Origin of the sequence: Streptomyces sp. ISL-87 (genome assembly GCF_018614095.1) — a bacterium.
In the GTDB taxonomy this organism is placed as follows: domain Bacteria; phylum Actinomycetota; class Actinomycetes; order Streptomycetales; family Streptomycetaceae; genus Streptomyces.
This window is the reverse complement of record NZ_JAGGOY010000030.1, coordinates 52,551-77,197: the sequence shown is the minus strand read 5'-3', so window position 1 is coordinate 77,197 and position 24,647 is coordinate 52,551. Positions and strand designations below refer to the sequence as shown.

General features: G+C 72.8%; 17 protein-coding genes and 1 pseudogene. 8 read left to right on the top strand and 10 right to left on the bottom strand.

Annotated elements, in window-relative coordinates; all coding sequences use genetic code 11:
- Positions 1–181: 181 nt before the first annotated feature.
- Positions 182–417, top strand: a pseudogene (locus J7I97_RS11535) (ArsR/SmtB family transcription factor); the annotation flags it as partial.
- Between the two features lie 21 nt (positions 418–438).
- On the opposite strand, the gene J7I97_RS11530 reads toward J7I97_RS11535, so the two are convergent.
- Positions 439–2,142, bottom strand: a complete 1,704-nt coding sequence (locus tag J7I97_RS11530; RefSeq protein WP_214933493.1) for a SulP family inorganic anion transporter — start codon at positions 2,140–2,142, stop codon at positions 439–441.
- A gap of 263 nt (positions 2,143–2,405) precedes the next feature.
- Between J7I97_RS11530 and J7I97_RS11525 the strand changes: the two genes are divergently transcribed.
- Both J7I97_RS11525 and J7I97_RS11520 read left to right on the top strand, forming a co-directional pair.
- The gene (locus J7I97_RS11525) at positions 2,406–3,053 is read left to right on the top strand and encodes a DUF4389 domain-containing protein (RefSeq protein ID WP_214933491.1); all 648 of its coding nucleotides are present in this window, start codon (positions 2,406–2,408) and stop codon (positions 3,051–3,053) included.
- A gap of 30 nt (positions 3,054–3,083) precedes the next feature.
- Positions 3,084–3,920, top strand: a complete 837-nt coding sequence (locus tag J7I97_RS11520) for a nitroreductase family protein (RefSeq protein WP_214933488.1) — start codon at positions 3,084–3,086, stop codon at positions 3,918–3,920.
- Here J7I97_RS11520 and J7I97_RS11515 read toward each other — a convergent pair.
- The 4 genes from J7I97_RS11515 to J7I97_RS11500 all read right to left on the bottom strand — a co-directional run bounded on the left by J7I97_RS11515 (position 3,917) and on the right by J7I97_RS11500 (position 11,435).
- Positions 3,917–4,219: a DUF1876 domain-containing protein gene (locus J7I97_RS11515; protein WP_214933486.1), complete on the bottom strand. Its 303-nt coding sequence runs from the start codon at positions 4,217–4,219 to the stop codon at positions 3,917–3,919. The two genes, J7I97_RS11520 and J7I97_RS11515, sit on opposite strands and share 4 nt — an antisense overlap.
- 141 nt (positions 4,220–4,360) lie before the next feature.
- The gene (locus tag J7I97_RS11510; protein ID WP_308365101.1) at positions 4,361–5,341 is read right to left on the bottom strand and encodes an ABC transporter ATP-binding protein; all 981 of its coding nucleotides are present in this window, start codon (positions 5,339–5,341) and stop codon (positions 4,361–4,363) included.
- Positions 5,338–8,082, bottom strand: coding sequence for a hypothetical protein (locus J7I97_RS11505; RefSeq protein ID WP_214933483.1), 2,745 nt, complete (start codon positions 8,080–8,082; stop codon positions 5,338–5,340). The genes J7I97_RS11510 and J7I97_RS11505 overlap by 4 nt, the downstream gene beginning before the upstream one ends.
- Positions 8,079–11,435 (bottom strand): FtsX-like permease family protein, encoded by a 3,357-nt coding sequence (locus J7I97_RS11500; RefSeq protein WP_214933481.1) that lies wholly within the window; start codon positions 11,433–11,435, stop codon positions 8,079–8,081. Before J7I97_RS11500 ends, J7I97_RS11505 begins: the two co-directional genes overlap by 4 nt.
- Before the next feature lie 211 nt (positions 11,436–11,646).
- On the opposite strand from J7I97_RS11500, the gene J7I97_RS11495 reads away from it, so the two are divergent.
- Both J7I97_RS11495 and J7I97_RS11490 read left to right on the top strand, forming a co-directional pair.
- On the top strand, positions 11,647–12,804 hold the full coding sequence (locus tag J7I97_RS11495; protein ID WP_214933479.1) for a hypothetical protein: 1,158 nt from the start codon (positions 11,647–11,649) through the stop codon (positions 12,802–12,804).
- Between the two features lie 315 nt (positions 12,805–13,119).
- On the top strand, positions 13,120–13,476 hold the full coding sequence (locus tag J7I97_RS11490; RefSeq protein ID WP_214933477.1) for a hypothetical protein: 357 nt from the start codon (positions 13,120–13,122) through the stop codon (positions 13,474–13,476).
- Positions 13,477–13,497: 21 nt separating this feature from the next.
- On the opposite strand, the gene J7I97_RS39905 is transcribed toward J7I97_RS11490, so the two are convergent.
- Complete coding sequence (locus J7I97_RS39905; RefSeq protein ID WP_214933474.1) at positions 13,498–16,239, bottom strand: WD40 repeat domain-containing protein; 2,742 nt, start codon at positions 16,237–16,239, stop codon at positions 13,498–13,500.
- 167 nt (positions 16,240–16,406) lie between these two features.
- Between J7I97_RS39905 and J7I97_RS11480 the strand changes: the two genes are divergently transcribed.
- Positions 16,407–18,182 carry a serine/threonine-protein kinase gene (locus J7I97_RS11480; RefSeq protein ID WP_214933472.1) on the top strand — a complete coding sequence of 592 codons (1,776 nt, stop codon included), beginning with the start codon at positions 16,407–16,409 and terminating at the stop codon, positions 18,180–18,182.
- Between the two features lie 30 nt (positions 18,183–18,212).
- Entirely contained in the window at positions 18,213–18,959 is a 747-nt protein-coding gene (locus J7I97_RS11475; RefSeq protein ID WP_214933470.1) for a nucleotidyltransferase domain-containing protein, read from the top strand.
- Between the two features lie 192 nt (positions 18,960–19,151).
- Here J7I97_RS11475 and J7I97_RS11470 read toward each other — a convergent pair whose 3' ends face one another.
- The 4 genes from J7I97_RS11470 to J7I97_RS11455 all read right to left on the bottom strand — a co-directional run bounded on the left by J7I97_RS11470 (position 19,152) and on the right by J7I97_RS11455 (position 23,870).
- Positions 19,152–21,347 carry a SpoIIE family protein phosphatase gene (locus tag J7I97_RS11470; RefSeq protein WP_308369334.1) on the bottom strand — a complete coding sequence of 732 codons (2,196 nt, stop codon included), beginning with the start codon at positions 21,345–21,347 and terminating at the stop codon, positions 19,152–19,154.
- Positions 21,348–21,457: 110 nt separating this feature from the next.
- On the bottom strand, positions 21,458–21,652 hold the full coding sequence (locus tag J7I97_RS11465; RefSeq protein WP_214933468.1) for a hypothetical protein: 195 nt from the start codon (positions 21,650–21,652) through the stop codon (positions 21,458–21,460).
- 15 nt (positions 21,653–21,667) lie between these two features.
- On the bottom strand, positions 21,668–22,972 hold the full coding sequence (locus J7I97_RS11460) for a HAMP domain-containing sensor histidine kinase (RefSeq protein WP_308369333.1): 1,305 nt from the start codon (positions 22,970–22,972) through the stop codon (positions 21,668–21,670).
- Positions 22,973–23,192: 220 nt separating this feature from the next.
- Positions 23,193–23,870, bottom strand: a complete 678-nt coding sequence (locus J7I97_RS11455; protein ID WP_214933466.1) for a response regulator transcription factor — start codon at positions 23,868–23,870, stop codon at positions 23,193–23,195.
- A 133-nt stretch (positions 23,871–24,003) separates the two neighbouring features.
- On the opposite strand from J7I97_RS11455, the gene J7I97_RS11450 reads away from it, so the two are divergent.
- A complete protein-coding gene (locus J7I97_RS11450) occupies positions 24,004–24,633 on the top strand; it encodes a hypothetical protein (protein ID WP_214933465.1) in 630 nt (209 codons plus the stop codon).
- The last annotated feature ends 14 nt before the right edge of the window (positions 24,634–24,647 follow it).

The following is a 24,647-nucleotide window of genomic DNA, read 5'->3' as shown; positions in this document are numbered from 1 at the left end:
GTGAGTGTAGGGGCGGGGCCCGGCCACGGCACCGGGTTTTCCCTCGCCCGCCTTACTCCTAGCGGCCCCACACAGGTCCGGCGCGTCCTGGCGCGCTGGGTGCCGCACTGGTGGACTACACCAGCGGTATGGGCCCTGGGGGCCTCGGCGGCGGAAAAGGACCTCGACCTGGCGGTCGCCCCCGTCCAACCTCTCCCAGCAGCTCGCGGTGCTGCGCCGCTCGGGCATCGTCGTCTCCACCCGCGAGGGATCCACCGTCAGCTACGCCCTCGCGGGGGTGACGTCGCCGACCTCCTGCGTGCGGCTCGCCGCATCCTGACCGAGCTGCTGGCCGGCCAGAGCGAACTCCTCGCAGAACTCCGCCAGGTGGACCCGCGCCCCGGCCCCATGGGCACGGGCAGCGGGCGCGTCGGGTGACCGAGAGCCCGGTCCCGGGTCTCACGGACCAGAATCGCTGCCGCCGGCCGCCTTGCGTGCGCGGTAGGCGGCCACGGCCGTCGGCAGGGTGGGGTAGATCCGGTCCGCGCCGATGGAGGCGATGAGGCCGTAGGCGTCGAGGTCCTCCCGGAGTTCCTGTTTGACGCGTGCCAGGGCGAACACGATGCCGCGTCGGACGAGTTCCCGGCGGAGGGCTTCGACGGCGTCGAGGGCGGTGATGTCGACCTCTACGTTGGCCTCGGCGTTCAGAAGGAACCACTCGACGGGCTCGTGCTGTTCCTCGACGGCGGCCAGGGCGCGGCGGCGGAAGTCCTCGGCGTTGGCGAAGAAGAGCGGCGAGTCGTAGCGATAGACGAGCAGCCCCGGAATGGTCCAGGCCCGGGGATAGTCGTCGACGTCGTGCATGCCTGCGATGCCGGGGACGAGGCCTTCGACGGCATCGTGCGGGCGGGCGACCCGCGCCAGGAGTTCCGCGACGGAGAGGGCCACCGCCACGAGGACCCCGTAGAGGATGCCGAGGGCGAGCACGCCGAGGGTGCAGCCGAGTGCCAGGAGGAGTTCGCGGCGCCGGAAGTGCGCCAGGCGGCGGAATTCACCGAGGTCGATCAGGCGGACCGCGGCGTAGACCACGATGGCCCCGAGTACGGCCGCCGGGGTGTGCGCGAGGACCGGGGCGAGCAGGAGCAGCACCGTCAGCACGCCGAGGGCGGCGACCAGGGAGTACGCCTGGCTGCGGGCGCCCGCCGTGGAGGCGAGGGCGGTACGGCTCGCGCTGCTGGTCACCGGGAAGCCGTGCAGGACTCCGGCTCCCAGGTTGGCGGCGCCCAGGGCCAACAGCTCGTGGTTGGCGTCGAGCGGCCGCGGGTCGTCGTGGGCGGCGAAGGCCCGCGCGGTGAGCACGACGTCCGAGTAGCCGACGAGCAGGACGCCGAGCGCGGCCGGGAGCAGCTGCGGCAGATCCGCGAGGGGCGGGAGTGCGGGGGACGGCAGCCCCGCCGGTACGGCGCCGATCACCTTGATCCCGTACCGGCCGTCCAGGCCGAACGCGGCCACCGCCGCCGTGGCGAGGACCACGGCGATCAGTGGGCCGGGGACGGTCCGGGACAGCCGTGGCGCCGCGAAGAGGAAGACCAGGACGGCGAGGGCCAGTACCAGTGTCGGCCAGTGGACGTCCGGTGTGTGGCGGACGAAGGACCACGCCTCGCGGAAGAAGCCGGACTCCTGGGTCGGGACGCGGGTGAGGCGGGGCAGCTGGTCGACGATCATGATGAGGGCCACGCCCGCCAGGTAGCCGACCAGTACGGGCCGCGACAGCAGGTCCGCGAGGAAGCCCAGCCGGACGGCCCAGGCCACCAGGCACAGCAGCCCGACGGTCACCGCGAGCCCGGTCGCCAGAAGGGCGTACCGCGCCGGGTCGCCGGCCGCGAGCGGGCCGACGGCGGCGGCGGTCATCAGGGCAGCGGTCGACTCTGGCCCGACGGACAGCAGCCGCGACGAGCCCGACAGCGCGTACAGCACCATCGCGGGCAGCGCGGCCCACAGGCCCGTCACGGGCGGCAGCCCCGCCACGCCCGCGTAGGCCATGGTCTGGGGAACGAGGTACGCGGCGACGGTCACCCCGGCGAACAGGTCGCCCCGGAGCCAGCCGCGCCGGTAGCCGGTCAGCGCGGGCGGCTTCAGAGGGAATCTCCGAAGCGAAGGCATGGCACTCCTCAGAGCGGCTGCCGCCATCATCCCGCGCACGCGATCGCCCCGCGAGGGCCCACAGGCCCCGCCAAGGCGCGTTCCGTCCCCCGGGCGGCCCTGTGCATGGCGCAGCACGGCGCAGCACGGCGTACGCCGCGCCTTCGCGCCCAGTCGTACCCATACTGGGTGGAGAAGCGATGAAACACCGTAGAACCACATCACTCGTGTACCTCGGGTACGTCGGCGACGCCGTGAACGAAGGGCGGTGACGGTCCATGACGATGGGCATCGCTTCATACCGCCCGGTCAAGGTGACCGCGGAACTGGACAGCCCGCTGTCCCGGTGGCTGTGGCTGGTCAAGTGGATCCTCGCGATCCCGCACTACATCGTGCTGTTCTTCCTGTGGATCGCCTTCCTCGTGGTCAGCGTGATCGCCTTCTTCGCCATCCTCTTCACCGAGCGCTACCCGCGCGCCCTCTTCGACTTCAACGTGGGAGTGCTGCGCTGGTCGTGGCGCGTGTCGTACTACGCCTACGGCGCCCTCGGCACCGACCGGTACCCGCCGTTCAGCCTCGGCCCCGAGCCCGACTACCCCGCGCGGCTCGACGTCGCCTACCCCGAGCGCCTCTCGCGCGGGCTGGTGCTGGTGAAGTGGTGGCTGCTGGCCATCCCGCACTACCTCGTCATCTGCTTCTTCACCGGCGCACCGCGCGGCGGATGGGCCGGAGGCGGTCTCATCGGGATTCTGGCCCTCATCGCGGTCGTCACGCTGGCCTTCACGGAGAAGTACCCGCGCGACCTGTTCGACCTCATCGTGGGGCTGAACCGCTGGGTGCTGCGGGTCGTCGCGTACTCGGCACTGATGACCGACGAGTATCCGCCCTTCCGTCTCGACATGGGCGGTGACGAGTCCCCTCCGGCCTTCTGACCAGGACCGCTCGGCAGACAGGACGAGGCCATGTCCGCACAGCCCGTCGACACGGCGGCAGTCGTCTCCCTCGTCGAAGACGCCGTCACCGCACCCTCCATGCACAACGCCCAGCCGTGGAAGTTCGTCTTCCGGGAGGGCGACGGCACGATCGAGCTGTACGGGGACTCCTCGCGCATCATGCCGCAGGCCGACCCTGACAACCGCGCGCTCCATCTGGGCTGCGCGGCAGCCCTGTTCAGCCTCAGGCTGGCCGCCGTCCACGCCGGCTGGCAGCCGGTCGTACGGCTGCTGCCCGATGCGCACGATCCCTGGTACCTGGCGGAGATCCGGCTCGGGGAACTGGGATCCGCGGAGCTGGACCTCGCCGCTTTCCACCCCGCGTTGCGGCGCCGGCACACCAGTCGGTTCCCCTTCACCGACGAGGAGATCCCGGCCGCGGTTCAAGACGGCCTGTGCGCCGAGGCTCTTCTCGAAGGCTGTCGGCTGGCCCTTCCGGACGCCTGGCACATCGACGAGGTCCTCGGCCTCGTCCACGACTCCGAATACCGCGAGGCGACGAACCCCGCCCTGCGGGCCGAGACCGCCGGCTGGACCCGTACCGGCGCGCCCGGCGAGGGAGCCCCGACGGAGGGCATCCCGGCCGATGCGTTCGGGCCCCGCCAGTACGGCACGAGCGCCCCCGTCCGGGACTTCGGCGCCTGGCGTCCCGTACCGGACCGCGAGTCGGCCGCCTTCGAGCGGCGGCCGAACATCGCCCTGCTCGGAACCTCGGGCGACACCCCGGCGACCGGCGTCCGAGGTGCTCAGCGTCCATTGAGAACCGGCCGACCGTGGATCGGGGCGCGCCGTGGATCGGGGCGCTAGGAAGTCGCCGTGTCCAGCCAAGCCGCCCGAGGTGCGCCGGATTCAGGGTGTGAAGGCGACATGCTCGCTTCGATGTCCCCGTAGGCGGCCTTCTGCATCTGCGCGGCGAGATCGCTCATGGCCCGGCTCACGGCCAGTTCGTCGCCGATCTCCGGGACGTCCGTGTCGTCCGGGGCGCAACGGGCCAGGCCGTGGCCGGTGAGCTTGGTGGTGCCGGTGTCGAGTTCCAGGCGGGCTGTCGTCGTGGCGTCCTCCTCGACGAGGTAGAGACGGATCTTCCACTCGGCTGTGCGTGACATGGGTGCCTCCGGGAGGGAGCAGAGAGGGCGGGGCCCTGATCTGCTCCTTGAGTCGGTCCCGCGAGCTGGCTGGTAATTCCACTGTCCGCCCGCGGCGGGCCCGCCGCATCGCGCGCCTTGCTCAGGGCGTCGAAGGCGTCGTCAGCGTGCGCTGCCGGACTCGTCGGGGTCGTCGGCGTCGTCGGGGCGGATGGCGATGTGGTCGGGGGCGAGGTCGACGGCGACGCGGTGTTCCATGCCGAGGGCCTGGAGGAATTTGTGCGGGAGCTGGACGCGTCCGGTGCGGTCGAGCATGACGTACTCGCGTTCGCTGACGGATTCCTCGCCGTGTTCGTCGGTCACGGTGCGGCGCAGTACTTCGCTGCTGGTACGGCCGTCGCGGATGGCGACGGTACGGCGGACTTCGCCGGCGACGAGGGGGTCGTGGGTGACGATGACGACGGTGGCGCCGAGTTCCCGGTTGACGGTGCGGAAGGCCTCGAAGACGGCGGAACCGGTTTCGGAGTCGAGTTCGCCGGTGGGCTCGTCGGCGAGGAGGACGGCGGGGTTGTTGGCCATGGCGACGGCGATGGCGACGCGTTGTTGTTGTCCGCCGGAGAGTTCGGTGGGGCGGCGGTGGGCGAGGTCGCTGATCTCCAGGGCTTCCAGCAGGCGCTCGACCTGGGTGGTCCGGTGCCGGGTGGCTTTGCGGCCGCCGCCCTTCAACTGCATGGGGAGGGCGATGTTCTGGGCTGTGGTGAGGAAGGGCATCAGGTTGCGGGCGGTCTGCTGCCAGACGAAGCCGACTGCTTCGCGGCGATAGCGCAGCCGGTCTTTCGCCGACATTTCGAGGAGGTCGTAGCCGGCGACGGTGGCGGTGCCGGCGGTGGGGACGTCCAGGCCGGCGAGGATGTTGAGGAGGGTGGATTTGCCGCTGCCCGAGGCGCCGACCAGGGCGACCAGGTCGCCTTGGGTGACGGTCAGTTCGAGGCCTTGGAGGGCCTGGACCTCGACGCCGTCGGTGCTGAAGATCCGCACGAGACGGTCGCAGGTGATGGCGGTGCCGGCGGTGTGGGCGCGGGGCCGGGCGGCGGCCAGCGCCTGTGCCTGTAGTTCTTGGTAGGTGGGTGTGGGGCTGGTCACCGTTGGTCTCCCGCTCTGAGCTCGGTGGTGATCTGGCGTCGGCCGGATATGGCTGCTTCGGCGCATACGGCTGCTGTGACGAGGGCGGCCAGGCCCAGTGTCTGGGTGAGTAATGGCCGGGCGAGGAGGTGCAGGCCGGTGGGGACCGGGGAGCCGACCAGTGTGGTGAGGTCCACGGCGGGGCCGAGGAGGGCGACCGCGGTGGCGGCGAGGAGTCCGCCGCCGGCCGCGGCGGCGATCGCCTGGGGCAGGGCCTCGGCCAGGATCAGGGCCATGCCCTGGCGGGGGCGCAGGCCCATGGTCCGCAGCCGGGCCAGCAGCGCGGCGCGTTCGGGCGCGGCGCGGACCAGGGTGAGCAGTACGGACAGCAGGGCGAAACCCGCGGCACCCGCGACGGAGGCCCAGAACAACCGGTCCGCCGAACGCTGCAAAGGATCAGAGGCAAGCTCGGCGGACGCCGCCGCGCTGGTCTTGACGAGGTAGTTGTCGGCGGCCTCCGCCGGGGCATTGGCGCGGACCAGCGCGTGCAGCTCGGCGTCGTCGATCGCGCCCACCGCCAGCCAGTGGGTGGGCCGGGCGGACTTGGGGTACTGGGCGGTGGCCGGACCGGCCGGCAGTACGACGATGGCCTTCCCGTCCGGGAGAGCGGGAGTGCCGTCGATCACGCCGGCGGCCTTCGCCCGCAACTCCTCGCCGTCGGCGAAGCGCACCCGGTAGACACCGCCGTCGGCCTGCGCGACCAGGTCCTTGCTGAACAGCGCGGGTATGGACTCGGGGGAACCGCCGCTCAGCACCGCCGGGTCGAATTGCCCGCGCCCCACGGTCCGGGCGATTTCCGCGTACGTCACCGGATCGGCGACGACCACGGTGGCCTTGACGGAGCCGCGCTGGGTGTCGAAGACGTAGCCGTCCGTGTCCCTCCACAGGGCGAGGGAGGCCCGTACGCCGGGCAGCGCGTCCGCCGCCTTGGCCAGGGCCGCCGAGACCGGGACCCCGGCCGGCGGCGCTATCTGGGCGTCGCCGCCCGCGCCGAGCCGGGCCACCTGGAGCCGGGCGGTGTCCACCGCCGACAGCACGGTGGCCCCGAATCCGCCCGTGATCACTGCGAGCAGCAGGGCGATCAGCGGCAGCACTGAAGGCCGCGCCCGGCCGCCGGTACCCCGGGCGGCGCGGGCCAGTCCGAGGAAGCCGATCAGGCCGGACCGCCGTCCTGCGGCGCGGGCCAGGGCCCCTACGAGTAGGGGCTGGACGCGGGCCAGCAGCAGGCCGCCGGACAACGCGATGAGCAGCGGGGCCGCGACCAACAGCGGGTCCAGATCGTCACCTGCGGGGTTGATCCCGCGCGACCGCACCTCGAACACGGCCGCGGCGGTGGCGGCGAGGACGAGCAGCTCGGCCACCAGCCGGCGGCGGGGAGCGGGCCCGCGCCGCGGTGACAGCAGCACGAAGGCCCGTACGGGAAAAGCCAGCAGGGCCACGAGCCCGACGGACGCGCCCGTGATCAGGGAGGCGGTCAGCCGGGGCGTCGGCAGCAGCAGGACGGCGAGCCAGGTCGCGAGCGCGGTGGCCGGCAGCACGGTGACGGCTGATTCGGCCAGGACACGGCGGACGATGTCACGGCGCGAGCCGCCCCGGGCCCGTAGCAGCCGCAGTTCGGCCTCCCGCCGGTCCCCGGTGAGCCCGGCGGCGAGGCAGAACACCACGAGGGCCACCCCGGCGACCCCGGCGGGGCCGATCGCGGAGAGCGGCGCGGCGGCCTGCTGGCGCGCCCGTGCCCTGGTGAACAGCTCCGGCAGCTGTGAGGTGATCCGCAGATCGCGCCGCCCGGTCTCGCCGGCCAGAGCGGTGGCGGTCGGGCCGGCCACGTACGCGGCGACCTCACCCCGGACGGCGGGCAGTCGGTCGGCGCGCAGCGCGCCGGTGTCAACCGGGAGCCGCCAGAAGTCCTCGGCGCGCTCGCCCCAGGGGGCCAGCCGGCCGAGCCCGTCCGGCCCGACGAGGGCGGAGACCTGCCAGTACTTCTTGGGTTCGCGACTGTCGGTGTACTTCGGGCAGGCGCGGGTGAGGCAGAGCAGGTCGGTCCAGAAGCCCTCGGCCGGGTCGTTGACCGTGTAGACGCCCACGACCTCGGTGCTGATCGGGCCGGAGATACTGGGGACGGCCTCCATGACCGTGCCGACCTTGGCTCCGAGGGTGTCGGCGGCGTTCTTGGACAGGGCGACCGGGATCGGGCCGTCGGCGGCGCCGCCGCTGGGCCAGCGCCCGTCGACGAGCCGGGTGTGGGCGGCGCTCTCGCGCAGGTGGAACAGGTTCAGCACGGGGTCCACGCCCTCGGGGCGGGCCAGTCCCGGGGTGGCCAGCGCACGCGGTTTCATGGCGCGGGTGCCGTGTACCGCTCCGTCGGCGGCCAGGGCGAAGTCCGGCCCGGTACGGGCGCGCAGGGTGGACAGTACGTCGTCCAGGTCCTGCGGGGTCTGCGCTCCGTACTGGGGTGTGGCGGTGGCGAACAGGCTCGTGGGGCCGGGGCCCTGGCGGTGCAGGAAGGCACGCAGTGCCTTGTCGGAGCCCTGGTCCAGGGCGCGCGGCAGGCCGGCCGCCAGCAGGACGGCGACGAACGCCAGCGCCGCGGCGAGCAGGGCGGTCAGCGGCGCGGTGCGCAGCCGGGTCCGCACCCATGGGGCGGGGCGGGTGCGCTGGGGGCGGGTGCGCTGGGGCGACGGCTCGGTGGCCGGGCTGGTCACATCTCCTCCACGTGCCGCAGCCGGGCGGCCGCGCTCGAGACGTTCCGGTTGCGGCGGCCGCCGAACAGGGCCGACAGCAGCGGTACCGCGGCGATGGCGGCAGCCAGCAGCAACGTTTCCGCTCCCGGTAGATCCACCCGTACACCCGGCACCGGGCGGCGTGCGCCCGTGGTCAGCACCACCAGCGGCACGACGAGGTGCACGATGGCCGCCCCCAGCGCGAGCCCGACACCGGTCCCGAGGGCGACCAGCACACCGCTCTCGGCGGCAGCCGTTCGCGTCAGTCCCCGGCGCGGGGCGCCGAATGCCAGCAGCACCGCGAACTCCTTCGACCGTTCCTGGGTGTTGGCCGCGGCGGAGGCCGCGAAGCCGATGGCCGCCAGCACCGCGCAGGCCAGTGCGAGGGCCGCCAGCGCGGCCTGCGGTCCGGCGCTCAGCGGGTCGTCCAGCAGCCCGGCGGCCACCTCCTCCCGCAACTGCACCCGCTGCGCGCCGGCGCCCGCCCGGAGTTCCGCGGCGGCCCGGGCCGGGGCCGGGTCGTCGGCGGAGGCAGCCGGGAGCCACCACTCGTCGGCCGGCGGGAGTCCCTGGCCGCCCCGGGCGGCAAGCAGCCGCCCGAGGGTGCTCACGTCGATGGCCAGGGCGCTGTCCCCGGCCACGGGCAGCGAGCCCACTGCGGCGGTGATCCGGACCGGGATGGACTCGGTGCCGAGCGGGACGGGGACCAGGTCGCCGACGGCGGCGCCGAGCGCGTCGATGTAGGCGCGGGTGGCGATTGCGGGGATCTCGGTCGCGGGCGCGCCGCCGAGGGTCGCCGACACCTGGATCCCGCCGACCGCGTAGGGCCAGCCGCCCTGGTAGCGCATCCGGAGCAACTCGCCTCCGTTCTGGAGGAGTTCCCCGGTCCGGGAACCGCTCTCGGACTTCGACGCCGTCAGGTGCCAGGCGGGAGTGGGCGTTTCGACCGGGACCGCCTTGCCGCCCGGCGAGTCGGCCACGGCGATCCGGCGCACCATCAGCTCCCCGCCAACCTCCTTCGCCATTTCCCTCGCGTCGTACATGAGGGGTTCCGCGGTGAACGAGAGGACGAGCCCGGCGATGCTCAGCGGCGCGGCCGCGGATCCCAGCGGGGCGTCGACCATCGAGCCGACATCCACCGAGACGGTGCCCTCGCCGCTCTCCGGGAGCCGGGCCATCGGCGCCCGGTGGGTCAGACCGAACCGGTCGCGCAGCAGCAGGCCCAGGCCGGGGCGGCCGGACCCCGCGGGGTCCGCCTTCACGGCCACGTCGAGGTCGATCCGCTGTGGCTGCCCGGGCAGGACGAATCCGGCGGCGCCCGGGGCGGCCACCGACAGCGGGGTGAACAGCTCGCGCATCGGGCGCCCGTCCCGCAGGTCGGCCCGCAGCGGCACCCGTTCGGCCACCCCGGCGGCGTCCAGCGCGAGCAGGGTACCGGTCCGGCCGCCCGGGAGGGTCTGCTCGGCGCGGATCACCGGGATCACCCGGTCGCCGCCGGGCAGGGCCGCGTACCGGCCGCCCTGACTCATGGCGGACAGGTCGCTGCCGGTGATGCGCAGGCCCCCGGCGGTGGCGAAATCGGCCTGGTCGCGCTGGGAGGCGGTCCAGGCGGTGTGCTGGCCGAGGGCCAGAACCCCGCTGGAGACGGCGAGGACGAGCAGCAGGACGGGTCCGGTGGCCCGCTTGGGACGGCGGGCGAGCTGCCAGCCGACGAGCGCGGGGCCGAGCCCGCGGCCCCGGGCGGCCATCAGCCCGCCCAGCCGCGCGGCCAACGGCAGCAGTCGCAGCACGAGTACGGTGCCGGCGCAGAGCGCGAGGGTCGGCGCCGCGACGAGCACCGGGTCGATTCCCAGACCGCCGGCGTCGGCTTCCGGGCCGGCCCCGTCCCCGCTGTGCTGGGCGAGTTGCCCGTAGGCGAGGACGGCGAGCACCACCAGCGCGAGGTCGCCGCCGGACCGGGCGGCGCCCGCCACCAGGGCCTGCCGGCTGCCGCTGCGGCGCAGCGCCGCGGCGGCCGCCCCGCGCAGCACGACGGGCAGGGTGGCCAGCACGACGCATGCCAGGGCGCAGCCGGCTGCGACCGGCCACAGCACCCAGCCACCTGAGGTGTCCAGCGGCACCCTGGACAGCGGGCCGAACCGGCCGAGCAGGCTCAGCAAGGGCGGAGTGAGGAGCGGGGCCAGGACGGCGGCGGGCAGGGCCAGCAGCAGCGACTCGGTGGCGGTGAGCAGCCCCAGCCGTCGCCGGGAGGCGCCGCGCGCGGTGAGCAGGACCCGCTCGGCCTCCTTGCGCTCCGTCATCAGGTGCGCAACCAGCAGTAGGGCGGCCGAAGCCAGCACGCCGAGCTGGAGCGCCCCGACGAGCAGGGTGGATCTGGCCACTCCGGTGGCCGACTCCAGTTCGGTGAACAGCGCCGGGAGTTCGGTTCTGGCCTGGATTCCGGCGGCGCTCAGCGGCGCGGCGGCTGCGCCGGTTGTCGCACCGGCGGCGGTCGCACCGGCGCTCGCACCGGCGGCCGGGCCCGCCGCCGGGCCCGCCGCTGGGCCCGCCTCGCTCAGACCGGCCGCGGCCTGCCGGACCGCCTCGATGTCGGCCATGTCCGCGGCGGCGAAGTCGGCAGTCAGCAGCGTCGCGCGGCCGTTCTGCGCCATCCCGCCCGCGGTGAACGCGGAGTCGTCGACGAGCATCGGGCCGTAAGTGGTGAAGCTGCCGACCTGGATCTCCCGGCCGCCGAGCGGGTCGAGCCGCCAGTACGGGGAGTCCGGCTCGGCCGCCCGGTAGACACCGGTCACCCGCACCGTGAGCGGGGCCCCGCCGTAGCGGTCGTCCAGCCGCACCTCGGCGGGCAGCGCGTTCCCGGCGAGTCCGAGCCGGTTCAGCACCGCTTGCGGCACGGCCACCTGGATCCGGGCGGACTTGTCCGCGAGGGGCTGCGGCCACTGGCCCGAGAGGAGGCGTACGCGGGAGCGGTCCAAGGCGGCGAGCAGGGTGAGATCGGCGTCCTTGCCGGGGGCGTGCGCGCCGGGCAGCCCGTACGAACGACTGCGCGCCACACTCTCGACGCTGACCGGCAGCCGGCCGAACAGCCGGGGCGCGAAGGCCCGTACGGCCTCGTCGTCCTTGGCACGGGCGCCCGCAGGGTGCTCCGCGGCGACCACCACGGTGGTCCGGGCGTGGTCCGGACCGCGCAGCGCCTGGCGGAGCCCGGCTTCTCCCACCATGCGGGTGAATGCGAGCAGCGCGGTCAGCGCGGTCGTGGTGATGAGCACCGTGAGCAATACGGCGGCTGCGAGCGGCAGTCGCCCGCGCAACCGGCGCACGACAAAGCCGATCATTGTGCTTGTCCTCCCCCATCCGGACCGCAGGTACCGGATAGCGGACGATGCTGTCAGATTCGATCGCGGTGTGGAAGGTACTTGCGCTAGGGATGTGACAGATGAGCACATTCAGAAGGCTCAACCTATAGTGATGATCGGCCTTACGGCCCCCGGCCCAACGGCCCACCGAAGTGCCTTGCACGCCCTACGAGATGGGGGAAACATTTCCATGAGTGATCGTCAGATAGGCCTCACCGGGCGTGCCTTGAGCCGCCGCTCGCTGCTCCGGCTCAGCGGCGGTGCGGCTCTTGCCGCAGCCGCCACGCCGGTGCTGGGCAGCGGGACGGCGTTCGCCGCCGTGCCGGCCTCCGAGCGGATCAGCCTCGCCGGCGACGTCCACACCCTGCTGTGGAACGACGACATCTACCCCAACACGGTCCTCCAGTCCTTCGCCTTCGACAACGTACGCGGGCACATCTACCTCGCCCAGGTCCTCGCCGGCGGCGACTCCACCGAGAACGGCCGCCTGCGCATCACCAAGACCGACCTCACGGGCAAGGTGCTGGGTGCGATGAACCTCACCGAGGGCGGTGGCCTCGGCTGGGGCCACGGCGTCTCCATCGCCGCCGAGGCCACCGCGACCTACGTCCGGCTGTGGGTCGAGGTGGACGCACTCCCGGTCACCGACGGCGACGCGGTGGGCCTCCAGCTCGCCCGGATCAAGTTCGTCGACGGGGCCACCCTCACCCCCCAGTCCGCCGGCATCGAAAAGCACCTGCTGGTGCAGGGCGCCGCCAACGTCACCTGCGCCATCGACCCGGTCCACAACCGGCTGGTCCAGCGCTGCAAGACGAACGGCGCCATGCGCTACTACGTGTACGCGCTCTCCGACGTCCTCGCGCGCAAGTACACCCCGCTCGCCACCTTCACCCAGCCCGCGCTCAGCTACACCGGGCAGGTGCGCAACAGCCTCACCGACAACACCTGGGCCACCGAGCAGTACACCGGCATCTTCCAGGGCTACACCGCCTACGGCCAGTACCTGTACATGCTGGACGGCAATGCCTACAACAACTGCGACCGGGTGGACTTCGACAAGAAGCTGCCGCCGTCCCCGTCCCCGGCCTTCGTGAAGTGGTGCCAGGAGCAGGGCTTCCCCGGAGCACCGAAGACCTCCGGCAACGCCCACCTGACCGCAGTGGACATGAACACCGGCAAGATCGTCGAGCAACGACACATCACCTCGGGCGAGTCGTTGGTCTACCGCGAGCCGGAGGGCATGGCGATCCAGGTCGTCGGCGGCAGCCCGCGGCTGTGCTACGGCTTCGCGGGCGGCACGTCGGGCGCCCGCACCACCACGATCATGTACAAGAGCGCCGTGATCTAGGAATGTTCTAAAAGTCCCGCCTGGCCCGCGGGGCGCCAGGCGCGCCGGCGCATTTCCTGGACGCCTGCGGATGAGTACGCTGGTTTCCCGTCTGATTCTCGAAGCTTGTTCGTGACTGCCTGGGGGGCCATGGTGCAGCAGACGACTGGGAAGACCGACCGGCGGCGAGGTGTGAAGGTTCTCGCTGCCACAGGTGGCGCAACGGCGTTACTGCTCTGGGTGTCGGGGTGCAGCAGCCACGGAACGAGTCCGGCATCGACGCCCTCACCGGTGGTTTCCGCGCAATCCACCTCGCCCGTGGAGGCGCCGAGCCCGGTGACGACAACGCCGGAGGGAACGGCGCAGGCCGTCATTTACGACTGCGGCGCGCAGCCGGTCTCGCAGCCGGACACGTACATCCTGCTCTGCGGCGACGGTGGTCAGGTGCTGACGGGTCTGACGTGGTCGAACTGGGGCCGGCCGACCGCGGCGGCCACCGGGCAGATGTGGCAGAACAACTGCCAGCCGAACTGCGCCGCCGGCACCAGCATTCCCTACGCCGCCACGGTGACGGTGGCAGGCCTGACCGGCGGGAGCTACACGACCATGCACATCGTCGCGCCCAAGGCCCCGAGCTCCACCACCGACTTCACACTCGGCTCGGACGGTCCGGCCTTGGTCCAGAACAACTGACCCGGGCGACGCGGGGATCAGTCAGGCCTTGCACAGTTCCTCATAGGCGAGTTGGGGCGCGTACTGCTTCCACCGCTCGCGGGTGAGGGCGCCCGAGCTTGTCGCGCAGATCCGCTCGATCGCCGCCTCCACGTCGAGATCCCAGAGCCGGACGGTGCCGTCGACGCTCGCGGTGGCGAGGGTGTGCCCGTCCGGCCCGAACGCGACCGAGTTCACCGCTCCTGTGGGGCCGGTCAGGGGGTGACCGAGCGGGGACGGAGCTCGGAGATCGCTCACGTTCCACCGCCGGACGCTGCCGTCGCCACTGCCGGCCGCCACCGTACGGCCGTCCGGACTGAACGCCACGGAGTTGACCGGCCCACTCCCCCCGGCCAACGGACCGCCCAGCGCGGACGGGGACCCGAGGTCACTCACGTTCCACAAACGAACACTGCCATCACCACCACCCGCCGCCAACGCACGCCCATCCGGACTGAACACCATCGAATTGACGGCCGCAGTGAAACCGGTCAGCGGCGGGCCCAGTGGCACCGGTTTGCGAGGGTCGGTGATGTTCGACAGCCATACCGTTCTGCCGTGGCCGCGGCCGTCGCCGCCGCCGCTGCTTCCGATGGCGAGGGTGCTTCCGTCGGGACTGAAGGCCAGCGAGCCGACAGGCCCGGGCGAGCCCGTCTCGGGCACGCCGAGAGGGGCGGGGCGGTGCGGGTCGGTCACGTTCCACAAGCTGGCGGTGCCGTTGGCGGTTCCAGCGGCCAGGGTGTGCCCGTCGGGGCTGAAGGCCACCGAGTCGACCGGGCCGGTGAGTGCGTTGTCCGGTAGGCCCAGCGCGGTCGGACGGTGCGGGTCGCCGGTGTTCCACAGCCGCACGACGCCGTCCCGGCTGCCGGTGGCGAGGACGGGGTTGCGGGGATTGAAGGCGACCGCCGCGACGTCCTCGCCGGATACGGGCAGGGTGGTGGCGATCGGGGTGTTCTCCAGGTTCACCAGCCGTGACGCGCTGTCCTGGTTCGGCGCCCTGCGGTGCGCGAGCAGGGTCAGCTGAGCGGCGAGGGACGGATCGGTGTCCGCCAGCTGCAACGCCTGCGCCGAGATCTGGTTGTTGATGGCCGTCGTGGCGGCGGCCTGGGCGTGGGCGCTCTGGCGGAAGGCGAAGACCGCGGTGACGGAGGCGAGCAGCGCCAGAGCCGTGATCCCGGCGATCACGCGGCGTCGCAGGCGTCGGGTGCGCTCCTCCTGACGCGACGCCGCGCGCAGGAACGCCTCAGCGGCGGAACTCAGGTCATCCGGGTGCTCCGATGCCCAGGCCGCAGAGGCTTCCAGCCGGTTGCCCCGGTACAGCAGCGACGGTTCGCGGTTGCCGCGGTCCCAGGCGGCCGCGGCCTCCTCCAGGTTCTGGCGGGTCAGCCGGCCGGCGAGGTCGGTGTCGATCCAGCGACGCAGCTGGGGCCAGCTGTGCAGCAGGGCCTCATGGCTGATCTCGACGGTATCCCGCTGCTGGATGAGGAGTCGTTTCCGGGTGAACGCGTCCACGATCGACGCGAGCGTCGCGGGGTCGGCGCTGCCGTTCATCAGCTCGGCGCGGGACAATCGCCGGCGGGTGTCCTCCGTCCCGTCCCCGATCTTGACCAGCCGCAGGAACAGCCATTGGGCCAGCCGCTGTCCCTCCAGGTCCAGGCCGTCGTAAACCTCGTCGGCCGTACGGGCGACGGCGTGCTGGATACCGCCGGTGAGCTCGTACCCCTGGACCGTGAGCGTGCTGCCGCTTCGCTGCCGCCAGCTGGCCCGCAACACGTGGGCCAGCAGCGGTAATCGCCCCGCCGCGGACGATCCCGCGGATCCGGCCGTACCGGTCCTCGCCGTGGCTCCCAGATCGCGGAGCAGTACCCCGACCAGCCCGTCCTCGACGTCCAGGCCGACTGCCCGGGCGGGGTGGAGGACCGCCTCGCGCAGTTCCGCATCGGACATCGGGCCGACCGCCAGAGGCGCGTCCTGTACCGCTGCGCGCAGCTGCGGATGGTCGACGCAGGCCGCGTAGAAGTCCGCCCGGACCCCTACGACGACCAGCCCCAGCGGCTCTTCCCCGTCGCCGCCGCCCGCGATCCGGGTGAGTACGTCGATGAACGTGCGCCTCGCCTGCTCGTCGCCGCACAGGGTGAACAGCTCCTCGAACTGGTCCACCACCACGACAACCCGTACGCGACGGCCGCCCGCCTCCCCGAGCCGGCCGCGCAGCGACCGGGACAGCGCGGCGAGGCCCGGCAGCGGGTCCGCGGCGAGTTCCCCGGCCAGCCGGGCCGGGTCGGCGCCGGTCAGCGACGCGACCTGGACGGCCAGGGCCTTGAGCGGGTCGGCCGTCGGAGTGAACAGCAGCGTCGGCCACCGGTCGGAGCCGGGCAGGGTGGCCTGCGCGAGCCCGGGCAGCAGACCGGCCCGGAGCAGCGAGGACTTTCCCGCCCCGGACGGAGCCATGACCACTTGCACCCCGCCGGTGCGCAGGCGTCGGCCCAGCCGGTCGGTCAGCTCGGCGAGCAGCCTGTCCCGTCCGAAGAACCACCCCGCCTGCTCGGGACCGAACGCGGCCAGTCCCGGGTAGGGGCACTCCCCCACCACCACGCCCGGAACGGTGCGGCGCACGTACCGCACACCGTCGACAAAGTAGAAGTGCTGGTCCCGCGCGGCCTGGTAGACGCTGGCGGTTCCGGAGGCCTGCGCCTCCAAGTGCACCTCAACCGGGTTCGGCCGAGCCGCGGGATCCGGATCCACCTCTGCTCCCCCCGACTTGTGTACGTCCCGCGTCCAACCCTCCGCCACCCGACGGCGACGGGCAAGCCCTTGCGCCCACCCCGCCGTGCGACCTCCTCCGGCGCCTACCTTTACTCTTGGGCCCACCCAGTAAACGAATTGACGGACAGGTTCGAACGGAGCGTGCGGTGACGGCGGGGGAGGCGAACGGCGGAGAGCTGATCGGCAGGCTGCTCGGAGGGCGGTACCGGGTGACCGCCGTGATCGGGCGCGGCGGAATGGGAGTGGTCGCCCGGGCGGTGGACGAGATGCTCAACCGCGAGGTCGCCGTCAAGATCATGCGGGCCTACACCGACACCTCCGGAGCCGAGCTGGCCGATCTGCGCGTCCGGATGCAGCGCGAGGCGCAGGCCGCCGCCCGTATCCGGCACACCGGCGTGGTCACCGTGCACGACGTGACGGAGGATCAGGGCCTGCCCGTCATCGTCATGGAACTCGTCGACGGGCCCTCGCTCGACGATGTGCTGACGAAGGGCGGCCCGCTGGAGCCGCGCGAAGCCGCCGCGATCGGCGCCAAGTTGATGGACGCGCTCGACGCGGCCCATCAGGCGGGTGTCCTGCACAGGGACGTCAAGCCGGGGAACGTCCTGCTGGAGCGGAACGGCCGGGTCGTGCTCACCGATTTCGGCATAGCCACCCTGGAGGCCGCCGGCGACGAGGCCATGTCCAAGCTGACCCGCAGCGGTGAGCTCGTCGGCTCCCTCGACTACCTCCCGCCGGAGCGCGCGCAGGGCCAGGAGCCCGGCCCCGCGTCGGACATCTGGTCCCTCGGTATGACGCTCTATGCCGCCGTTGAGGGAACGTCGCCGTTCCGTCGCACGTCCGCGTGGTCCACGCTGGCGGCGATCGTCACCGAGCCGCTGCCCGAAGCCCGGCGAGCGGGCCCGCTCGCGCCGGTGCTCCAGGCGCTGATGGCGAAGGAGCCGGCGAACCGGCCCGCCGCCGGCCAGGCGCGCGAGATGCTGGAACAGGTGGCCGCGGGCGGGACCATGAACTTCGCCCCCGCGGCTCCCCCGGTAGCCCCCGTGCCCACCACCCCCTCAGTGGGGCCCGCCGTCGTCCCGCCGCCTCCGCCCGGGTACGGCGCGCCCTACTCCCAGCCTTCCCCGCAGCAGCCCTACGCCGCCCACCCGGCGCCGCAGTCCCCTTACCCGGGGCACCCGGCACCGCAGCCGCCGCCCTACGCCGGGCACCAGGCACCGCAGCCGCCCTACGCCGGCCACCCCGCACCGCAGCCGCCCTACGCCGGCCACCCCGCACCGCCGACTCCGTACGCCGGCCAGCCGAACACGGTTCCGCAGACCGGCGCACCGGCCGCGGGTCGCGCTTCGGGCGACCGCCCCCGGGGGCGCAGCCGTACCGTCATCGCGGCGTCGGCGGCCGCCGTCGTACTCGCGGGAGGCGGCATCACCTACGCCATGGTGGGCGACAACGGCGCCGCGCGCGCGGATACGACGCACACCGCCCAGCCGCAGCTCACCCCCGCCCCCTCGTCCTCGCCCTCCTCCAGCGGGAAGCCGTCCGCCACTCCCTCGGCGAAGCCGGGCAAGACCAAGGGCAAGGCGCCCACGGCGACCCCGAGCGGCGCGGCACCGCAGACGTCGGCGCCTTCGACGGCCAAGCCGAGTCCTGTGTCGACGAGTTGCACCGGCTGGAGCCACAAGGAGGCGTCCTCGGGCTCCTACGGCTACATGTCCGGCAACTTCCACATCGTGACCGGGCCGTACCAGTCGTGCCCGTCCGTTTCGATGGCAAAGACCGGCACGAAGCTCTTGTTCCACTGCTACATCGTCAACGCGTACGGCAACAAGTGGACTTACGTCCGCATGGCCAGCGCGAACACCTCCGGCTGGATGTCCTACGACAACCTCACCCGCCAGAGCGGCACTTCGGCCCCCTGCTAGCGACCGGGCGGGCATGAAATACTGACGGCCATGGATCTGGACCCCATCGACCTGGCCCGACGTCTTGTGCAAGACCGTTTCCCCGATGCGCACGCGGTGATCCTGGGCGGGTCCACCGCCATGGGGCGCGCGACCGCCAGCAGCGATCTGGACCTCGCGGTGCTCGTCGGGGACGACGGCGAGACCTGTCGGGAGACGCTCCGGGTCGAGGGGCGCCTGGTGGAGCTCTTCATCCACACCCGTGCCGGTCTCGCGGAACTCTTCGCCGCGGACGTCGCCTCACGTCGTGCGGTGTTGCAGAGCGTGTATGCCACCGGTCTCGTCCTGGTCGACCTCGATGGGGCCGCCGGTCAGGCCCGGGCGCTGGCGGAGGCGGACCTCCGCGGCGGCCCGCCGGCGCTGGAGCCGGCGGCAGTCGAGACGAAGAGGTACGGGCTGACGGACGCAGTGGACGATCTGGGGGACGCGGGTGACCCCATCGAGCGCCTCGCCGTCGCCGGGGTCGTCGTCAACGCCGCCGCCGACCTCCTCTTCGACCACCACCGCGCATGGGTGGGCGGCGGGAAGTGGCTGCCCCGGCGTCTGCTGGAGGCCGACGGGGAGCACGGCGGCGCCCTGCTCGACGGACACCGTCACCTGTGCGAGACAGGAGACCCGGCGTCACTGATCGATGCGGCCGCACGGATCCTCGACCTCGTGGGCGGACCGCTTCGCGAGGGGTATCACAGAATGTGGCAGGGCGTCATCGAATCGGTTGCGGTCGGCACCGGGCGCTGACTGATACGGCGTGCCGCGAGCGGCACCTGGGCGCCCGGCCGAGGCCGGGCGCCGCGGACCGTCATGACGCCGGTGGCTCTCAGCGGTTGTCGTAGGTAGTGGTTGACGTAGTGCCAGGCGCACATGAAGCCGTGGGCGTCGTCGCGGAACAAGCCCGCCACGGACCGGTCTACGTTCGCCCGCGCGGCTGATTCAGCCGGAGGGCATGCCGGGTTCGCGGGAGCGCAGCAGGAGGAGGGCGATGTCGTCGGTTCGGGGTGCCGCGTGCCGGGCGTGGTGGATCAGGTCGTCCGCCAGGAGGCCGAGAGGCTGCCGGTGGGGGGCTCGGGTGATGCGGGCGGCGGCTTCGCCGATGGCCTCGTCGATGTCCTGCCCCGGGGTTTCGACGAGGCCGTCCGTGTAGAGGGCGAGGAGGGAGGGCGGGCCGAAGGCGAATTCGGTCGCGGTATAGCCGGCGTCGGGGTCGATGCCCAGCAGGAGACCGGGCGGCAGGTCGAGGATGTCGGTCGTCCCGTCACCGTGGCGCAGCAGGGGTGGTGGGTGGCCGGCGGTGGCCAGGCAGGCGGTGTGGCGGGCCAGATCGATGTGCGCGTACAGGCAGCTGGTGAACAGTCCCGGCTCGAGGTCGGTCAGCAGTCTGTTGGTGCGGGCGAGGACTTCTGCCGGTGGCGCCCCGGCGGTGGCGTGGACGGCGGTGCGGACCTGTCCCATGAGGACGGCGGCGTTGACGTTGTGGCCCTGGACGTCGCCGATGACGGCGGCGACGGTGGTGTCGTCGATGCGGATGAGGTCGTAGAAGTCACCGCCGATGTCGAGGCCTTGCGCCGCGGGCAGGTAGCGGGCGGCCACTTCGAGGTGCGGGACGTGTGGCAGGGCGTGGGGCAGGAGGCTGGTCTGCAGGCTGTGTGCGAGGTGGTGCACGGAGTCGTAGAGCCGGGCTCGGTCCAGGGCCTGGGCGATGAGGCCGGCGATCGATGTCAGGACGGCGCGCTCGCCCGGCGCGAAGTGGCGGGGGCGGGCGTAGGCGAGGACGAGGGAGCCGACGGGCCGGCTGGAGGCGATCAGAGGCAGGAAGGCCCAGGCGGCCATCCCGTCCTCGATCACCACCGAGGGGTAGGCGGCCAGGAGCGCTCCCGCGTCCCCGAAGAACAGCGGCGTGCCGGTGCGCAGCACGTGGGTGGTGGCGGTTTCGGAGGTGACGGGTTCGCCGTCATAGCGCGCCATGAGTTCGGCCGGGTATCCGCGGTAGCCGACGATGCGCAGGCGCCGCTCGTCCTCGACCATCAGGGCCATGGCTTGTGCTCCGAGGGCCGGGACGAGCTGGTCGGCGGCCTGCTCGACCACGTCCTGGGCGTGGGCGGCCTCGGTGAGGGTGGCCGCCAGGTGCATGAGGTGGTAGAGGGCGGCGGCCCGGCTGGGCGCGGCGGTGGGGGTCGACGGGGAGGGCGGTGGGGAGGCGGGCTCGTCGGTTCCCGAGGTGATCCGGACACTGATGCCGGTGTCGTCCGGGTAGAGGGCGAAGCGCAGGCTGTGCCCGGAGGGGGGCGTGGTGACGAAGGTCCGGGGCAGGCGGCTGATCACGGAGGCCCGGTAGTGGTCCTCGATGGTCGGGGTGTCCATCCAGGGCAGCGCTTCCCAGGGGAGGGAGCCCAAGAGGTCCGAGAGGGGCGCGCCGAGCAGGTCCGCCGCTTCCTGGGTGATGAACGTGATCTTCCCGTTCAGGTCCAGCGCGCAGTTACCGCCCGGTAGGCGCCGGATGAAGGCCATGGCGGCCGCCGCCTCGGCCGGTCCGGGCGTAGGAGGAGGGAGCGGTTGCAGGACCACGGGGAGGGCGGCAGGCTGGATGGGCTGCCCGTCGTCGGCGGCTCGGCGCAGGATGTCCGCGAGGCGCCGGCACCCCGACTCCACCGCTTGCCGTTCCTGCTCGCTGAGGTGGGGCTCGTGCGAGCCCGGCCACAGGAGCACCAGACCGGCCCCTGTCGACGCCGCGCGGTCGGCGGCGGCGGTGTCGCCTGGAGCCGTGTCGAGCGGAGGCATGTCGCCCGGAGCAGTGTCGAGCGGAGCCGCGCCGAGGGCGAAGCCGTAGGGCAGGACCAGCCCGAGCCGCGGGTAGCGCCGGGCCGTGTCCTCCTGGCCGCCCAGCCAGACGAACCGCTGCTCACGGACCGCGTCCGCGACCGGAATGGGGTCGTCCAGGCCGACGCGTGACCATGGGGCCGCGAACTCGCGGGACACACCCACGGTCAGCGTCAGGTGCAGAACCCTCCGCGCGGAGTCGGGCAGGTAGATCATGCCGATGGACGCCCCCGTGTCACCGCAGGCTCTGACCAGCGCCTCCCCCAGCAGCCGGTGGTCGGCCGCCTGGTCTCGCACGGGTACGTTTCGCACCTGACCATGGTCTCTCCACTCCGCTCCGCCCGCTGGCCCGGGAGCCCGCGACGGCGGCCTCGGAGGCGGCGCCCAGACCCTCGGCAGCGCGGCGCGGGAGCTGGAGCGGGTCAGGCAGGATCCCCTACGACGGGCTCGCCGAGCACGCCGACCACCGCGAGCTGGCCGAGGCGCAGTTGTGCCCCCACGGCTGGGATGCCGCCAAGTCCCTCACCTGGGCGCGGCACCTGTACGAGGGACTGGCCGAGTTCTTCGCGGGAACGGTGCGCGAGGGGCACGCCGTCCTCGTATGGCAGGACTGACACACGCGGCAGGCAGGATCAGGGACGGGCGTCCAGCGGGAGTCTGGCCACCAGACGGGCGCCGGCCGGCGAGTCCTCGACGGAGAGGGACCCACCCAGGCGGGTGGCGATGTCACGGGCGATGGCCAGACCCAGGCCCGTGCCTCCCTCGTCGCGGCTGCGGGCGTCGTCGAGGCGGGTGAACCGTTCGAAGACCCGGTCCCGGTCCGCAGCCGGAATGCCCGGCCCGTCGTCGGAGACTTCCAGCACGGCCGCGCCGTGGACCCGGTCGACTCCGAGGGCGAGCAGGACCCGGTTTTCGGCGTGCCTCTGCGCGTTGTCCAGCAGGTTGGTCACGAGCCGGGAGAGCCAGAGCGTGCTGCCGCGTACCGTCACCTCGGGAGCGATCTCCGTGTGGACGGGGACGCGGTCGTGCCGGCGCGGCCGGGCAGCCTCCTGGGCGACGCCCGTGAGGTCGACGACGACGGCGGGAGCCGGCCCGGCGGTGTCGAGGCGGGCCAGCAGGAGCAGGTCGGCGGCGAGATCCTGGAGCCGTACGGTGTCTTCCAGGGCTCCGGTGACCAGCTCGCCCCACAGGGCCGGGTCGGGGTGGGCCTGGGCGACCTCAAGCTGGGTGCGGAGCACCGTGATCGGGCTGCGCAGTTCGTGGGAGGCGTCGGCGATGAACTGACGCTGGCGGATTCCGGAGGCTTCCAGCCGGTCCAGGGTGGCGTTCATCGTAACGGCCAGCCGGGCTATCTCGTCCTGGCTGTGCGGAACGGGCACGCGGCGGTGCAGATCGCGGTCGCTGATCTCGGCGACCTCGGCGCGGATCGCCTCGACGGGGCGCAGCGCCCAGCCCGTCACCCGCCAGGTGACCAGGGCCACGGTGAGGACGAGCAGTGGTACCACGATGACCAGCGCGGCCGTGATGATCTCGTCGGCGGCATCGGCGTCCCTGAGCGAGGTTCCCGCGTAGACGGTGACGAGTCCGCCCCCGGTGACCGTGGTGACCGTCACGACACGATGGCGGTGATCGCCACGCGCCGGGCTGCCCTTCCAGGTGCCGCGGACCGTGCCGGGTTTGCCCGGGCGGCTCGGGGCGAGGGCCGGGAGGCCGGCGAGATTGGGGCTGGCCGCCAGGACGCGGCCCCTGGCGTCGACGACCTGGAGGAAGTCCGTGCCGGGGGCCGGCGGCAGTAGGGGGTCGAGCCGCCCGGCGGCCGCCAGTCCGGCGGTGGCGAGGGCTTGGCGTTCGGCGTCGCTCTGGGCGTTGCGCAGCAGGTTGCCGTCCAAGGTGCCGAGCAGGGCGAAGGAGGCGGCGCCGAGGGCGAGCGCGACCACGGTGGCGGCTCCGAGGGTGGCCCGGGCGCGGACCGAGCGGGGGCGTAGGCGCTGCGTCAGGTCCCGGATCCGGGCGGGGATGCGACGCGGGGTTCGGAGCGGGGTTCGGAGCGGGGCCGGGCTGCGGCGGTCCCGGCCGCCATGCGCCTCGGGCGCTTGCGTCGGTTCAGGCGCTCCCGTCGGGTCGGGTGCTTGCGTCGGTTCAGGCGCTTCCGTCGCTTCAGCCACCGTCGGCCGCCAGCCGGTAGCCCGCGCCGCGTACGGTCTCGACCGCGGCCCGCCCGAACGGCGTGTCGATCTTCCGGCGCAGTGCGCTGACGTGGACCTCCACGACGTTCAGGTCGCCTTCGTACGCGGCATCCCAGACGTTGTCCAGTATCTCCCGCTTCGGTACGACTTCCCCGGCCCGGCGGGCCAGGTACACGAGGACGGCGAATTCACGCGAGGTCAGCCGGGCTTCGGTCCCGCCGCGGGTGCAGCGCTGCCCGGCCGGATCGACGACGAGATCGCCGAACTCCATGATCTGCGGGCTGCGGCGGCCGGTGCGCCGGATGAGGGCGCGCAGCCGGGCGACCAGGACGACGTAGGAGAAGGGCTTGGAGAGGAAGTCGTCCGCACCGGTGTCGAGGGCTTCCGCCTCGTCGTACTCACCGTCCTTCGCGGTGAGCATCAAGATCCCCGACTCACATCCGGCCGCGCGGAGCCGGGCGCAGACACGGTAGCCGTTGAGGCCGGGCAGCATGATGTCGAGCACGATGGCGTCGTAGTCGTGCTCGCAGGCCAGCCACAAGCCCTGCGGCCCGTCGTGGGCGACGTCCACCGTGAAGCCTTCGGCTTGCAGCCCACGCTGCAGAGCCGCGGCCAGTCGCCGCTCGTCCTCGACCACCAGTACGCGCATGGGGTCAAGGTTCTCAGGTCGCCGCGCCGGGTTGCTGAAGGGGTCTTCAGGTGGCTTCAGCGAGGCTTCAGCATCCGACTCGCATGATCTGCCGGGCGGGCAGAGTGCCCGGAGAAATGCGAGGAGCAACCACATGACTCAGTCCAGTCCCCAGCCGCCCGAGCTCCCCGAGCTCGCCGCGGGCCCGGACGAGGCGAAGGCCGAGACGACGACGGTTACGGCGGCGGGGCGCAGCAGCCGGCTCGTCCGGCTGACCCGCGAGGGGCGTACGCGTTGGGTGGCCCTCGGGGCGGCGGCGCTCGTCGTCAGCGGTGGGGTCGCGGCCGTGGCGGTGGCGGAGCACCACCACGGGGAGCACGTCCGGCACATCGAGGGCAGATTCTTCGCCGAGGACCGGGGGCCCGCCGGCGCGGTGAAGCCGGCGCCCGGTCATTTCGGGCTGAAGGAGAAGCTCGGTGAGCGGGCCGCCGGCGAGAAGGAGCGGGCCGGGAAGGGACCGGGCTCCTTCCCGGGAGGGGCCATGCGGGCCCCCGCGCCGCTTCCGGAGCTGTCGGCCGGGCAGGCCGTGGAAAAGGCCGCGGGTGCGGTGCCCGGCGGAAAGGTCGAATCGCTGCGCGTGATCGTTCAGGAGGGTGGCGGCAGCGCTTGGCGGGCCGTAGTTCTCGGTTCCGACGGGGTCCGGCATGCGGTGACCCTGGCGGGCGACGACGGCACGGTCACCGGCAACACCGTCGCCGGAGAGGGCCCGAAGGCACCTCGCTGACGAACCGTACGAAC